This is a genomic window from Nonomuraea sp. KM88 (assembly GCF_052245635.1).
Lineage (GTDB): Bacteria > Actinomycetota > Actinomycetes > Streptosporangiales > Streptosporangiaceae > Nonomuraea.
Genome location: NZ_JBQQCC010000029.1, coordinates 1 through 13,896 on the forward strand (window position 1 = coordinate 1; position 13,896 = coordinate 13,896).

Sequence of the window (13,896 nt, forward strand, 5' to 3'; positions counted from 1 at the left end):
CAGCACCGCTCCTCCAGCCCCTCTGTGTTGTGGACGGCGGTAGATAACCACATCCACGACACCCGGAACCGGCTCTCACTCGACCATGCTGGACATGACAGACACATTGAGGAGCGCTCAAGATAACCATCGAGTCGACCTTCGCCACCGTCCGGCACCGGACCAAGGTCACCAAGGGGCCGGGCTCGCGAGCAGCCGGGTTGGCGATGGCCTTCAAGCTCATCGAGTCGGCGCAAAAGCGCTGGCGCGCGGTCAACGCACCTCATCTCGTCGCCCTGGTCCGTGCCGGGGCGACGTTCATCAACGGCAAGCTGGTCGAGCGGCCCGAGGAATCACCCGTCACCGAGGACCAGTCGAGAGCCGCCTAAAAAATCTTGATCCACAGGTCTTGACGATTGCTCAGCCGGCTGGGCGTGTAGCTGTACTCCCCTGTCTCGAAATAGCAGTAGGTGCAGGTCAGGTTGCACTGGTCGGCCACCATCCACATCTGATGGGTGAGCATCACCACTCCTTGTCGAGGGAGGAGTCACGGGAGAGCGGCAGGTCGAAGTGGAGCCGTTCGCGGCGGCGGCCGCCGATCAGCCCGCTGTCGCCGAAACCCACGTGCAACCGCCCATGGCTCTTTTCGAACAACGTGACGGGCGGGAGCCACCGGGCTGCCTTGTTGATGCCTATGCCGAGCTCCACCATCGGAGCGTCGAACGCGGGCAACGCCCCGGCGCCCTCCTCCGGGGAGAGCCGTCCGCGACGAACCCGGGCGCGTACGTGCCCGCCGCGGCCCACGGACAGTTCGACGGCTCCGTCGAACGACTCCGGCGGAGCCACGACCCACACCTCTCCGTACGGCAGTTGCAGCACGGGAACGTCGAGGAGCGCGGAGGTGAAATCGTCCCTCACCTCGAACGGCCGGCTGACCTCCAGAACCTCCGCGTTCCCCGATCGCACCCTGAGCCGTGTGCTGTCCTGGAGTACGGCACGCAACTCCGCGCCGGCCGCGACCACGGTCTCCACGTCGGCCGACAGCGCGCTCAGGTAGGCGTTCCGCAGCGGATCGGCGGCCACGGCAGAGGTCATTCCGTGCGGGAAGTCGACGAAGACCACTTTGATCCCGCAGTCCAGCAGGCGGTAGAGGGCTCGGAGGTCAGCGCCGGCACCCCCGGGGCCGAAGGGGTCGTGATAGATGAGCACGTCAGCGGCGTAGGCGCGGCCGCCCGCGATCAGGCGTCCGCGACCGTCCGGAGCGGGAGGCGCCCAGCAGCGGTCCCGCGCGGGCAGCCGGACATCGCCGACCTCCATGCCCAGCTCCCGTAGCGCTGCCGGCAGGCCGGTCCAGAGCGGATCGTCACCGCGCCGCACGAGCAGGACCGTCGCCGTGCGCCGGTCCAGTCGCGTGACCGCGTCCGCGATCGCGGCGATCGCCTGCCTCTCCGGCGGCAGCACGGACATCTCAGCCCTGCCGCGCCGGGAGGAGCCGGGCGTCGGCCGGGCTGCGCAGGCCGCACAGGACGGTGATGAGCCGTTCCCAGAACACGTGGAGGACGGCCCCGTCGCACTCGGCCACCCGGTATCCGCCGAGATGCAGCCAGTCCCGGCTCGTGCCGTCCCCGGGGGACACCCAGGTCGGACACCACTGGCGGGCCGGGCCGTGGTCCTCCCGCAGCGCGGTGCTGTCTGCGAGGTCGATGAGCCTGGCCACCGCCACAGGGTCACCGCCGCGCACCGCCAGCCGGGTCCCGCCGCTGCGCAGCGGGATCTCGACCGGCTGTGCCCCTACGGCGTGCAGCCGTCCGGTCAGCACGGCATGGGCTCGGGCGGGCCAGGCAGGAGGGGGATCGAAGAACGCCGGCGACCGTTCCGGCGTGGTGAAGCGGCCGAACGCCGCAACCGGCACACCATCACCCGCCGTCTCCGCCAGCCGGCAGATCAGCCCGGCGCCGAGGTCGGCCAGCTGGTCCTGCTCGGCGGTCGCATCCGCCACCACGAGCCGTTCCTCCCGTCCGCCGTCCTCTCCGGCCTCGTCGCCGGCGGAGCCGTCAGGGAAGGGCGGGAGGAAGGCGAAGAAACGCTCCAGACCGCCGCCGACGGCCTCCCCGACGGCCGCGTCGCCCGCCGCGACGGGCAGACTGACCTCGGGGAACTCCCGCCTTCTGAGCTCGACGTGGCAGGCCATCCTGAGGTCGCTGGCCGCCTCGAGATGCGGGACGGGGTCGGCGATGAAGCGGGGACGCACCGGGCGGCCGAGCCGGCGCCCGCCGCGCCCTTCGATCCTGGCCACCCGCAGGGTGTTCCGCGGGCCCGCACAGCCCCGGACCAGAACGGGTGACTCCGGCCGGAGCCCGAGGTCGCGCAGCAGGCCGGAGTCGACTCCGAGCAGGCGCAGCCAGCCGGTGGCCGTCGCGAGATAGAACGAACCCTTGTCCCTGACGAGCCAACCGGCATGGGTACGTGCCGCCCCCGCGTTCACGGCAGCACCACCGCCTCCCCGACCATCGCGGCCACCTGTGCCCCCGTGAACTCGGCCGGCTCGGCGGCGAGGGCACGAACGACGTCGTGCAGAGCGCGGGAGCCGGCCTGGAAGGCGGACAACCACCGCCTGGTGCCGACCGCGAGCAGGTCGTGATAGCGGTCCAGGGACAGGCGCGCGCGTTCGGCGGGCCCGACGCTGAACAGCTGCTGCAGCAGGCGTTCATCGTGCTGCCTGAGGTAGGACCGCGTGATCACGTCGTAGGCCGCGCCTCCCCAGCGTTCCCTGACGTACAACGCCTGCAGCGCCTCCGGCAGGCACTCCTGCGGCCAGAGGAACCCCGGGCCGGTGAAACGGACCCGGTTGCCGAACCATTGATGGGACAGCTCGTGCGGCAGGTACTGGCCGAACAGCGTGGCGGGGAAGTCGAGCAGGCCGGGGTGGACGGCGACGACGCCCGGGTAGCTGTAGGCGTACGCGCCGGGCACCGCCACGGCGACGACACTGACGTCGTCGATCGGCCCCAGCCAGCCGGTGAGCGTCCGAAGAATACGCGTGACCTCGCTGCCCGCGCGCCGGTCGGTCGCGACGACCTCTCCCTGCCGCACCTCGACACGGAGGCGGGGTTCGTCGCCTGGTGGCCAGGCCACAATGAACGGGGCTCCGTGGTGCGGATCCCTGCCGGAGATGAGTCCGCCCTCGCCGATCACCCGGGTCGTGACCCCGGCGACGTGGAAGTCACGCCCGGCCGGGCGGGCCAGCCACGGCTGCTCCGGCACCAGGCCGACTCGTGCGCCGAGGGGGATGGTGTAGGCGATGCGTACGCTGCTCGTGCCGTGCGAGCCGGCCAGGGTCAGCCGGTCCTCCTCGTGCCGCCAGGACATCGGCGAGCCGTCCCCTCCGCGGCATTCCAGCACCTGGCAGCCGGGGCTCAGCGACACCACGAGCACGTCACCGGGGTCGCGCTCGATCCGCGTCTCGACGTGGAGGACGTCGCGGCCGGCACGCAGGCTCGCCGACACGAGCGCGCGGTTCCTGGTTCTCACGACAGGCTCTCCTCAAGCTTCGCCGGCACGGCGACGCGCCGGCGAAGGGCGAGGAGCGGCAGCAGGGCGAGCGCCGTGATGGCCGTCGCCGCGAGCCAGACCTCGCGGAAACCGAACACCGAGATCAGCCCGCCGGCGCCGAGCGTGCCGACGACGCCGACCAGGGTCTGGATGCTCGACCTCGCGGACGTCCAGCTCGTCCGCTTCTCCGCGGGGACCAGGTCGTGCAGCCAGCTGCTGAAGGCCATCAGGTCAAGTCCCAGCCCGATCTCGTAGCAGACCAGGCCGACCGCCCACAGCGGCCAGTGGGGGGCGAGACTCATCATCAGGTATCCGGCGACGCACGCCAGCACGCCCGCCGCGGACAGTGCCGCCAGGCCCCACCGGCGGTCGAGCAACCCGGCGAGCCAGGTCCCCACCGCCATCGCCGCGATCGAACCGGCCAGCACCACGCCGATGCCGCTTTCCGGCAGTCCGAGCTCCTGGGTGGCGAACAGCTGGTAGCTGAGCAGGAAGCTGGTGAAGCCGATATGGACCAGTGCACTCTTGTACAGGACGAGCCTCATCGTGGGATCGCGGACGACCAGCCGGGCGTTGGTCCACACCGTGGCGGGGAGGTTCACGAGCCTGCCCTGCGGATCACGGTTGTCGGTGCCCCCCAGCAAAACCGCCGCCGTGACGAACGCCAGCGCGGCGGCGGTGAAGAGCACCAGGTGCGCGCCGTGGCTGAGCAGCGGAGTTCCCACGAGGAGCGCCGCCAGCGCGCCGGCGATCATGGAAATGGTGGCGGCCCGCGACAGGACCGTCGTGCGCCGTGCCCCCGCACCGGCGCTCTCCAGCCGGTCGACGAGCCAGGCGGTGGGAGCTCCGGTGATCAGTGCCATGCCCGCGGCCCACACCACCATGGCCACGACGAAGCCGGGCGTGTCGGTGGCGAAGCCGTACATCAGCAGGCCGCTGCCCACGAGCACCGCTCCGGCCGCCGCGGTGCGCTTGCGGCCCCATTGGTCGGCGAGGTTGCCGGCCGGGAAGTCCACCACGGCGAGCACCACGGACCCGAGGGTCAGGACGAAGGCTATTTCCGCCGGCCCGAGCCCCTGCTCGTTCATGCGCAGGATGTAGCCCGTTCCGAACAGCTTGTCCACGACGCTGATCAGTACGCTGAAAAGGCCGAATGACAGGGCCAGCCGGCGCACCGACGGGTCATTCCTCACTGAGACCCCTTCCGACCAGGTCGACGGCGCCGTGCTGGGCCACCGTGGCCTCCATCTCTCCTTCGCCGCGCTCGGCGGCGACCTTGCGCAGCGCCAGATATCCGACGATCGGCGCCGTTGCCCGCCAGGGATCGAAGTAGGCACTCAGCACGAGGGAGGGGGCGTCGGCCGAGCCGCACACCTCCATCGCGGTCAGGTGCTCCGCCACTTCTCGGAACGGCCTGTCGCGTGCGTGGACGAGCAGGGCGGCGAGCGCCTGGCCGCAGTACTTCGCCATCCTCGCGTGGAACCGGGCGGTCACCGAGGGGTCATGGGCGGCAGCGGCGTACAGCTCCTCGCACCAGCGTCCCCATCCCTCGACGAACGCCCGGTTGCCGTGCCGGAGGCAGAGCAGGTGATCGTGGTGACCACGGGCCTGCGCGGTGTGCTGCCAGTGATGGCCGGGGAAACACTCGTGGGCCAGATCCAGTTCGAGGTCGGCCCGATACGCGTAAACGGCCGGCCGGACGAAGACGACCGCCGATCCGCCGCCACGTGATCCGGCGTTCTGGTAGCTCGCCGAGGTGACTCCGGGCACGGCGTCGTCGGACACGTCCAGGCGCAACGTGTCGAGGCATTCGCCGCCGCCGAACCTCGGTGCGAAGATGTCCGGGAGCCGTGCGATCAGCTTGCCGATCTCGTCCGCGGACCCCGGGACCAAGCCGGAGACCGGCGCCCGTGTGAGAGCGATCTCCCGCCTAGACCGGTCGAGCCGGCGCCGCAGGGCATGTTCGAGTTCGTCGGGACCGCAGGCGATGCCGGTACGAGCCCGCAGGCCCGTCTCCCAGACCTGCGCTCCCATGGGACGCATTGCACGGCCTGGCCCGATGGCCCGGGACAACCATGCCGAGAACCCGTCGATGGCCGCATCCGCCCGGGCCGTCTCGTCCGCGCATCCCCCGCCGGCGGCATCGCCCACCTGCCGCACCAGGCGACGGCCGGCGGCCAGATGGTGTACGGCGCGCCGGACGTCGGCCTGGCCGCACTCCTCGCGGTCGAGGTTCCGCATCGCCGAGCCGAAGAGGCCGGGCAGATTCGCCAGGAAGGCACGGACCCACGACGGCGGCAGCGGCCGATCGCGGAGGTTGCCCGCGGCCATCTGGGCAAGGACCCCGTAACACTGGCGATCCACCCAGAACTGCGGATCGCGCCGCCAGCTCAGCGCGGTGTCCAGTTCGAAGCGGCGGCCGTCCAGGCACCAGCGCAGGAGGCGCACCTGGTGATCGTCCGCCGAGCCGGACATCTGATCCACCTGGTCGCTGATCGATCGGTACGCCTCGCTCAGCGTGGCGGGGGCGACGGGCGTGGGCTCGATGGCGAACTCGTCCCATGCGAGCGCGTATCCCGGATGGTGCGTGACCGCGACCGTGAAGTACCGCTGTACGAGGCCGGCCCAGGTCGTGGTCATCCCTGGACCGGCAGCCCGGTGACCGCGCACTGCCCCGATCCCGTCTTCGGCATGATCATCACGTCTCGCATGGGGACGCCGAGCAGCAGGGCCATGAGCCGTTCCCACCCGATCGAGGTGTTGTGCAGCGGCGGCGCGCCGAACCGTAGGGCATCGAGGTAGTACCCGTACGTCTCCTCCGGGTCCGCCACCCCCGCGTCGGAGAAGTTCTTCAGCGCCTGCTCGTGATCCACTTCGTTCTGGCTGCCGCTCAGCACCTCGACACCGTTGACGACCAGGTCGTACGAATCGGAGAGTTCTCCCTCGGGGCCCACTCGTCGGCCGAAGAGGCACCTGCTGTGGTGCGAGTGCTCCTCCTGCTTCTCGTCGGACAGGAACGGCTGGCGCCGGATCCACACCGGGCCGAACGCGGGCGGCTGCTCGTTCGTGACGAGCGGGTGGAGGGCCTGCGCGAGCATGCGGACGAAGGCCTCGGCTCGCGCTCCGTCCGCGCACCCCACCAGAGCCACCGGTCCGGACGGGACCAGGTCGGGGATCAGGGCGCCGAGCGTGCCCGACCCGTCGGAGTCGTGCTGGAAGACCGCTTCCGCGCCCAGGTGCCGTTCGGCCATGCTCCGCAGCGCACGAGCGACGTCCGCGCCGCACTCGGGGACGATGAGCGCCCGAATCCGCTGGCCGGGCCGGCCGAAAGCATCCCCGTCCAGCACGGGCGTGGGGAAGGCGGCGTAGCGGTAGTCGGGGGTGTCCGAGCCGAACCTGCGCATGCAGGCGTCGTAGTCGATGACGGGAAACGGCGCCTTCCTCCACGAGGGGAGGCCCAGGGCGCTGCTCACCCTCTCGAACAGACCCTCAAGGAGGCGGAACTGCTCCTCCACCGAGGTGAACGTGACCGCGAGGTTGAGCTGGGTGAACTCGTGCGCCTTCAGCGGTGACGCGCTCCGTTCCGTGCGGAAGCACCGGCTGAACTGGAAGGCGCGGTCTATGCCGCCGATCGCGCACAACATCGCCGGCACGGTGGGCGACTGCAGCAGCCAGCTGCCCGATTCCGGGTCGGCGGGGCCGGTCACCCGCAGTTCGGACTCGCCGTACTCCCTGGTGGCCCGCCATAGTTGCGGCGTGTTGGCTTCGACGAAGTAGTGCTCCGCCAGATGGCTCCTGGCGGCCGTGACCGCCCGATCGGCGGCTCTGAGCAGGTCGACCGCCTCGCCGCTCCTGAACCTGAGATAGGAGTAGGGGGAATCGCTCCCGCTCACGTCCTCCGGCAGGGCGGCCGTCGCGGGCCAGACACGTGCCGACGCTCCGACGTACCCCGTGGCCGACCTGGTCGCCCGCACCTCGACGGCGTCGCCGGTCCGGACGCCGGCGAGCTCGGCGCACGGCACGATGGCTATGGACCCGGTCGAGTCGGCCACCTGTACGGTGTCCGCGGTCCGGCCGGTCACCCAGCCGCACACGCGGATCCTGCTGCCCGGCGGCACCGCCGCCGCCTCGGCGGCCATGGTCCGGGGGGTCATCGTCGCGTACCGATCGAAGGCCGGGTGAGCACGAAGGGCACCATGGTCTTGAAGAACTTGCAGCGGTCGGGGTTGAGACCGCCGCCGTTGAAGAGGCGCTCGAGCGTGCAGGGTCCGCCGCACACCATGCCGGCGACGCAGCCGTCGCAGTCGTCCACGGTCGTGGCGTCGTAGTGCCAGTCGGCCACGCGCTTCTGCGAGATCTGGTGCACGCTCGGGGTGGTGACCCGTTCGTCCTGGTGCCACACGATGCAGAACGACAGCGACCCGTCCGCTGCGACGTATCCGCCCCAGTGCGCTTCCTTGCCCGTCGGGTTGCCGTCGAAACAGCGGTCGGGCTGCGGCATGCGCTTGTTGATGAGCTCCACCAGGAAGGCGCCCAGCGAGTGGAACTCCACCCCGCGGCTGTTGCAGAACAGCCATGACTCCTGTACGGACCGGGAGAGCAACAGTCCGTCCACCTCCCAGCCGTCCGCCGTCGGCTGTGGGGCGTTCACCGCCACGCTCTGCGCGCCGAGCTCCTCGACCACGAACCGGACGATCTTCGGCAGGATCTCCACGGTCTCGGGCAACAAGGTGATGAGGAAGCGCGGCTCACCGCCGGCGGCCCGTATCTCCTTCACCGCCTTGATCACCAGGTCGTAGCTGCCGCGGCCGTTGTGGAACACACGATGGCGGTCGTTGATCTCCTTCCAGCCGTCCAGGCTGATGGTGAGGCTGATGTCGTGTTCGGCCAGCCACCGGGCGCGTTCGCCGGTCATCAACGTGCCGTTCGTGGTCATCTCGTGGGTGAATCCCGCGATGCGCCCGGCCGCGACGGCCTCTTCGAGCGCTCGGGTGGTGTCCTGGATCAGATCCCACCTCAGCATCGGCTCCCCGCCGAAATACTGCACGGTCGGCCACCCGCCGAGGTTCTGCTGGATGAGCCATTCGACATGCTCGAGAAAGCGCTCGGCCGGGGCCGGCTGCTTGGGCAGATCCTTGTAGATGACCTCTTCGACGAAGCAGTAGTCACATTTCAGGTTGCACCGCTCCGTCAGTGACATGCGGAGAAAGCTGAACTTGCCGTCGCGGGTCTTGCGCTGCGCCAGGCGAATGTCGGTGAGCTTGTCGAGCAGGCGGCGCTCTTCGACCCGGTCCACGGGAACCAGCAGGCCAGAGTCCACGAGCACCTGCTCCGTCGCCGCTGACGCGGCTTCGATCGGGCGCGGCCGCTCGAACGAGCGCCACACGTCCGCGTCGTCCTGATCGCCCTCGAGCACCTCGAGCGTGAGGCTGTTGAAGAACGTGACACCCGCTTCCTGAGGCAGCACGTGCCCGTATTTCGACTGCTTGTAGATGGTCAAGTCACTCACCTCGCCTTGCCACGACCACTTGCGGGCCGTCATACGTCGACTTCCGTTGTCCGGTGGCGTAGTCGCCCACCAGTTCGCACAGGCGCAACCCGGCGGCCTTGAGCAGCAGCAACATTTCCGCCGGATACACGTAACGCATGGTCAGTTCCGTGAACAGCGCAGGGCCGAGCACCCCGTCGGGCCCTATCCGCCGGTGCGTCATGCGGAGTTTCTCCCGCTGGCTGAGCGGCTCCACCAGCACGGTCTGCTCCGCCAGGTATTCCGCGCCGTCGTGGGTCTGGAATCGGTGGGACTGCGCGGCGGCCGACCCGTCGGCCAGGAGGCGGAGATCCGGCGTGAAGATGTCGATGACCACGACCCCGTCGTCGGTGAGGTGGCGGCGCATGGTCGCCAGCGTCGCCAGCTGGTCGCGCTGCGTCAGGTTGTAGAGGAAGACGTTCCCCGGCATCGTGATGAGCGGGAAGCGTCGGCCGAGGTCGAGGTCGCGCATGTCGCCCGTGTGCAACGACAGCCGCTGCCGCACGTCGGCGGGCTCTGCCGCCATCCGGCGGCGTACGACGCCGAGCATGCTCTCCGAGAGGTCGATCCCGACGACTTCGTGACCGTCCCTGGCGAGCGGGAGGGCGAACCGGCCGGTCGCCACCCCGATCTGGAGCACCGGGCCGCCGTACTTGGCCGCGAGCGAACGCAGGTGGTCGATCGCCGGGTTGCCCTCCCCGTCGGCCAGCAGCGGGGAGTGGTCGTAGAGTGCGGCCAGCTCGTCCCCATACCAGTTTCCCGTGTCGTCAGCCACAACACGCCCCCGCTTCCGCCACGAAGGGGTCGGCGGGCGCCAGAACCTCTTCGATGTCGCCCAGCCGCAGAACTCCCTGCAAGGTGAGCTCCAGATGATCGGGAGTCGCCTCGACCAGTTCCTCGGCGGCCATCCACTCGATCTCGGGTCCGAAGACGTCGTGCGGCGATGCGCCGAACCGGGCCTCGAACGCGTGGAGTGAATACCGCCGTTCGCGAATGCCGTAGGAGAGGTGCCGGACCATCCGCGCCCGATGGTCCAGGTGATCGGCCGTCACGGCGGTCTCGGCGCGGGTGCCGGCCAGTGCCACATAACTGTTGATGTTGCGATCGTTCTCGTAGACCACGTCGTTCAGCTGGCTGGCGGCCGCCTGCCCCACGCCCAGCCAGTCCTGTCCCCTCATTTGCCACAACCCGTACTGGTGGTGGTGCTCGGGGCCGCGGCTGTAGTGGAAGCTCGTGTATCTCTCGTATCCGGCGGCCCGCAACATCGAGTCCGCGACCAGGAGTTGCTCCTGCCGCTCCATGAACTCCGTGCTGGACCGCCTGCCGGTCGCGATGAGCGAGTTGAGGCGCGTCTGCGGATAGACCCACAACGGGTACAGCGCGATGTGGTCGACCTCGAAGTCGAGGGCCGTCCGTACGTCGGCCGCGATCACCTCGGTTCCGCCACCGGGCAGGCCGTAGATCAGGTCGATGCCGACGGAGGGCAGGCCGGCCTGTTTCGACTGGGTGATGGCGCGCATCGCGTCGTCACGCTCGTGCCGGCGTCCGACGGCCTCCAGCACCTCGTCGTCGAAGGTCTGCACGCCCATGTTGAACTTGATGTTGCCGGCGGTCCTGAGGACCTCCAGCTTGTCCGGGGTCACGGACGTGGGGAATCCCTCGACCAGTATTTCCGCATCCGGGCTGCCCCTGAGGTAGTGCCGCATCCGAGCCAGCAGGTCGTCCAGCTGGCGGGGGCTCAACATGGTGGGTGTCCCGCCGCCGAGTTGGGCGGTCTCGAACGAGGCGTCGCGGAAGGCGCTGTCCTCGGCGTAGAAATCCAGCTCCGTGTTCAGCGCTCCGGCGTACCGGTCGATCAGTTCGGGAGTCACGCTCTTCCCGACGACGGTCACAAAATCGCAGAAATAGCATCGCGTTACACAGAACGGCACATGGACGTACAGTGCCAGCGGGTCGGATCCGAGGCGAATCTTGCGCACCTGGTCGACCTGCTGTTCAGTGCTCGGCATTTTCGGCTGGAATCTGACAGGAAAGGGCAGGGAAGTCTTACTCGCTCCCCTGCTCGTGCTCAGGTCGTCGGTCATGGGCGCAGATCCTCGAGAATCGTCACACGCGGGTCAGGCGGCGCCCACCGATCTGTTGGGCCGGGGAGCGCCGCCCCTTGCTGCATCGACGACTATGCGACTAGTCGTTTTCCTGCCGGCCGTCAGCGATGGCGCTGATCAGCTCCTGCTCGAAATCTCCGAAATCGGCGAAGTCGGAAGTGATGATGTGCCCGGACCGGGAACACGGGTTGCCCTCGGGGGCGGACATCTCGATAACCTTTGACTTCAGCATTTTGACACCTCCTCTGTTTTTCCTGCTGTTTCGAGCATAGGATTCACTGCAGCTGGCAACCGGCAATTACTTCGGCAAGATGCGGCATTTCCGGCACTATCGCGGATCCAGCAGGGACCGATGCCAGGCGGGGCTGACGTTGCCGCCCGACATCACGGCCGCGACCGGTCCGCGGTCCCTGCTACGCCCCCGGAGCATCGCCGCGCAGGCGACGGCCCCGCTGGGCTCCGCGACGATGCCCTCGGACTCGGCGAGCAGGCGCGCCGCCCGGGCGATCTCCGTCTCCGAGACGGTCTCCATGGCATCGGCGAGCCTGCGCACCAATGGCCACGCGTGGTGGCCCAGGCTGGGCACCCGCAACCCGTCCGCGACGGTTCTGTAGGTGTCGGCGACAGGCCAGGCGGTCAGCTCCCCCCGCCGGAAACTCTCGCAGGCGTCCGCCGCCAGTTCCGGCTCGACCCCGATGACCCTGGTCGTCCCCAGCCCTTTGAGGGCGACCGCCGTGCCCGCCAGCAGGCTTCCCGTGCCCGTGGGCAGGTAGACCGTGCCCAGTTCCCGGCACTGCGCCGCCAGTTCCAGGCCCACGGTGCCCTGCCCGGCGATGACCTCGGGCAGGTCGCAGCCGATCAGCGCGAGACCGCGTCGATCGCGGATGTCCGCCGCGACGGCGTCCAGGGAGTCGGGATCGGTGACGACGACGTCGGCACCGAGCGATCTGAGCGCGTCGACCTTCACCTGCGGCGCGCTGTGCGGGACCACGACGGTCGCCGCGACCTTCAGGAGCGCGGCGGAATGGGCGACCGCACGTCCGTGATTGCCCGACGACGTCGCGACCGCACCTGGCAGCGCCCTCGCGTCGTGGAGCTTCAACATCGCGAAGAGGGCTCCGCGGATCTTGAAGGAGCCCGTGGGCTGCCCGTGTTCCGTCTTGAGCCAGACCGGCCAGTTCCCGGCCGTCCCCAGCCGGCGCAACGGGGTACGGGGAAGGTGCGGCTCCAGCCGTTCAGCCGCCTCGATGACATCGTCGAGGACCACGGCGCCGGCGGCGGCCAGGGGCGGTTCCATGAGGCTCTCGCCATCTCCGGTCACGGTATGGAGGCCAGCAGGACGCGACGCACCAGGTTCAGCAGGACGATCTCCGGTGACGTACCTCGGTTCTCCACGCGTACGAGTCCGGCCGCGGCCATCGCGTCGACCAGGGCGATGGCCGCGGAGACGGAGAGCTCCAGCTCGGCCGCGACGTCCTCGATGGACCACCGCTCAGTGCTTCGCGCCAGCCGGCGCGCGTGCTCGCGCTGGTGGCCCGTCAGGACGTCGCAGCTGTTCGCGACCGCCTCCCAGACGGGACCGAACTCGCCGGGCAACGCCCGGTCCGGCGTACCATCCGCGGCCGTGATCAGGTCGTGGAGCAGCACCTCCACGCTGAGCTCCGCGCTGCGGGCGGCCGCGATCTCCAGGGCGAGCGGGATGCCGTCCAGGTTCCGGCACACCTCGGCAACGGTCGCCGGGTCGGCATCGGGAAGGCCCGAACCGGTCCGCCCCTGGTGCATGCGATCGAAGAACAGCCGGACGGAGTCCGTCTCCGCAAGCTGGGCGGGAGCGTTCCTCCTCGGCGGAACGGGGAGCGGCGCCAGCCGGAGCGACAGCGCTCCCCTGGCGCGCCACGGAGCGGCCGTGGTCGCCAGCACCCGCAGCCGCGGACAGGCGCGGAGGAGGGCGAAGGCGAAGCCCTCGACGGAGGAGCCGCCGGGCAGCCCGTCCAGAACGATCAACGCGTCGTTGCCGCCGATCAACCGGGCCAGCCTGGCGCTCGATCCGGCATCACCGCGGATCGCGTCCAGGGCGACGACCACGGCGGGTGCCTGGGGCAGCCCGCCGTCCGTACCCTCCCCCAAAGGGACCCAGAGGACGGGCCAGCCGTTCTGTTCACGCAGGCGCAGCGCCACCTCCATGGCCAGCCGGCTCTTCCCCACGCCGCCGAGGCCGCTGATCACCGCGAGCCGGCTGTCTCCGGCGGTCAGCGTACGGCTGAGGGCGTCCCGGTCACCGAGGCGGCCGACGAACGAACTGAAAGGGTGCGGCGGGCGGGGATCAAGGCCGCCGTCGGCGGGCTCGGCTCGTGCGGCGGCATCGTTCAGCAGGGCGCACGAGATCCTGTCCAGCTTGAGCGTGCCGGCGAGCAGGTCGAGGGTCTGCCGCCGCGGCTTTCTGATGCACCCGGATTCGATATTGCGAACGGTGCGAACGCTCACGGTGGACAGATCCGCCAGGTGCTGCTGGCTCAGTCCACGTTGCTCCCTGTGCTCTCTCAAGAGGTCGCCGAGCCCCAGAGGCCTCACCACAGGCTCGGCGAACATGTTGTCGAATGGTGCAGAAGAAGGCACGGAATCCCTCCCGTGGCAAACATCAGCGGTGTTGCCGGCGGCCTCCATCGTTGGACGCTCGCGTTCGCCCGCGTAAGTGGTCAAATGCTGCCTATGGCATGAAGCGGCCACCCGCGT

General features: G+C 69.6%; 13 protein-coding genes and 1 pseudogene. 1 reads left to right on the plus strand and 13 read right to left on the minus strand.

Annotated elements, in window-relative coordinates; genetic code table 11:
- Positions 1-128 precede the first annotated feature (128 nt).
- A pseudogene (locus ACTWPV_RS45870) lies at positions 129-368 on the plus strand (IS256 family transposase); the annotation flags it as partial.
- On the opposite strand, the gene ACTWPV_RS45875 reads toward ACTWPV_RS45870, so the two are convergent.
- From ACTWPV_RS45875 to ACTWPV_RS45935, 13 genes are all read right to left on the minus strand, one after another.
- Positions 365-502 (minus strand): hypothetical protein, encoded by a 138-nt coding sequence (locus tag ACTWPV_RS45875; protein ID WP_443156647.1) that lies wholly within the window; start codon positions 500-502, stop codon positions 365-367. The pseudogene ACTWPV_RS45870 and the gene ACTWPV_RS45875 overlap by 4 nt on opposite strands.
- A complete protein-coding gene (locus ACTWPV_RS45880; protein ID WP_443156648.1) occupies positions 502-1,446 on the minus strand; it encodes a hypothetical protein in 945 nt (314 codons plus the stop codon). Before ACTWPV_RS45880 ends, ACTWPV_RS45875 begins: the two co-directional genes overlap by 1 nt.
- Position 1,447: 1 nt before the next feature.
- Entirely contained in the window at positions 1,448-2,464 is a 1,017-nt protein-coding gene (locus ACTWPV_RS45885) for a hypothetical protein (RefSeq protein ID WP_443156649.1), read from the minus strand.
- Positions 2,461-3,510 carry a hypothetical protein gene (locus ACTWPV_RS45890; RefSeq protein ID WP_443156650.1) on the minus strand — a complete coding sequence of 350 codons (1,050 nt, stop codon included), beginning with the start codon at positions 3,508-3,510 and terminating at the stop codon, positions 2,461-2,463. The genes ACTWPV_RS45885 and ACTWPV_RS45890 overlap by 4 nt, the downstream gene beginning before the upstream one ends.
- Positions 3,507-4,724: an MFS transporter gene (locus tag ACTWPV_RS45895; RefSeq protein WP_347649652.1), complete on the minus strand. Its 1,218-nt coding sequence runs from the start codon at positions 4,722-4,724 to the stop codon at positions 3,507-3,509. Before ACTWPV_RS45895 ends, ACTWPV_RS45890 begins: the two co-directional genes overlap by 4 nt.
- Positions 4,714-6,171 (minus strand): DUF885 family protein, encoded by a 1,458-nt coding sequence (locus tag ACTWPV_RS45900; RefSeq protein ID WP_347649653.1) that lies wholly within the window; start codon positions 6,169-6,171, stop codon positions 4,714-4,716. The genes ACTWPV_RS45895 and ACTWPV_RS45900 overlap by 11 nt, the downstream gene beginning before the upstream one ends.
- The gene (locus ACTWPV_RS45905; protein ID WP_347649654.1) at positions 6,168-7,685 is read right to left on the minus strand and encodes an amino acid--tRNA ligase-related protein; all 1,518 of its coding nucleotides are present in this window, start codon (positions 7,683-7,685) and stop codon (positions 6,168-6,170) included. The genes ACTWPV_RS45900 and ACTWPV_RS45905 overlap by 4 nt, the downstream gene beginning before the upstream one ends.
- Positions 7,682-9,031 carry a radical SAM protein gene (locus ACTWPV_RS45910; protein WP_443156651.1) on the minus strand — a complete coding sequence of 450 codons (1,350 nt, stop codon included), beginning with the start codon at positions 9,029-9,031 and terminating at the stop codon, positions 7,682-7,684. The genes ACTWPV_RS45905 and ACTWPV_RS45910 overlap by 4 nt, the downstream gene beginning before the upstream one ends.
- 1 nt (position 9,032) lies before the next feature.
- Positions 9,033-9,833, minus strand: coding sequence for a class I SAM-dependent methyltransferase (locus ACTWPV_RS45915; RefSeq protein WP_443156652.1), 801 nt, complete (start codon positions 9,831-9,833; stop codon positions 9,033-9,035).
- A complete protein-coding gene (locus tag ACTWPV_RS45920; RefSeq protein ID WP_443156653.1) occupies positions 9,826-11,142 on the minus strand; it encodes a coproporphyrinogen-III oxidase family protein in 1,317 nt (438 codons plus the stop codon). The genes ACTWPV_RS45915 and ACTWPV_RS45920 overlap by 8 nt, the downstream gene beginning before the upstream one ends.
- A gap of 100 nt (positions 11,143-11,242) precedes the next feature.
- Positions 11,243-11,395, minus strand: a complete 153-nt coding sequence (locus ACTWPV_RS45925; protein WP_443156654.1) for a hypothetical protein — start codon at positions 11,393-11,395, stop codon at positions 11,243-11,245.
- Positions 11,396-11,491: 96 nt separating this feature from the next.
- On the minus strand, positions 11,492-12,484 hold the full coding sequence (locus ACTWPV_RS45930) for a threonine ammonia-lyase (protein ID WP_347649659.1): 993 nt from the start codon (positions 12,482-12,484) through the stop codon (positions 11,492-11,494).
- The gene (locus ACTWPV_RS45935) at positions 12,481-13,827 is read right to left on the minus strand and encodes a helix-turn-helix domain-containing protein (RefSeq protein ID WP_443156710.1); all 1,347 of its coding nucleotides are present in this window, start codon (positions 13,825-13,827) and stop codon (positions 12,481-12,483) included. Before ACTWPV_RS45935 ends, ACTWPV_RS45930 begins: the two co-directional genes overlap by 4 nt.
- Positions 13,828-13,896 lie beyond the last annotated feature (69 nt).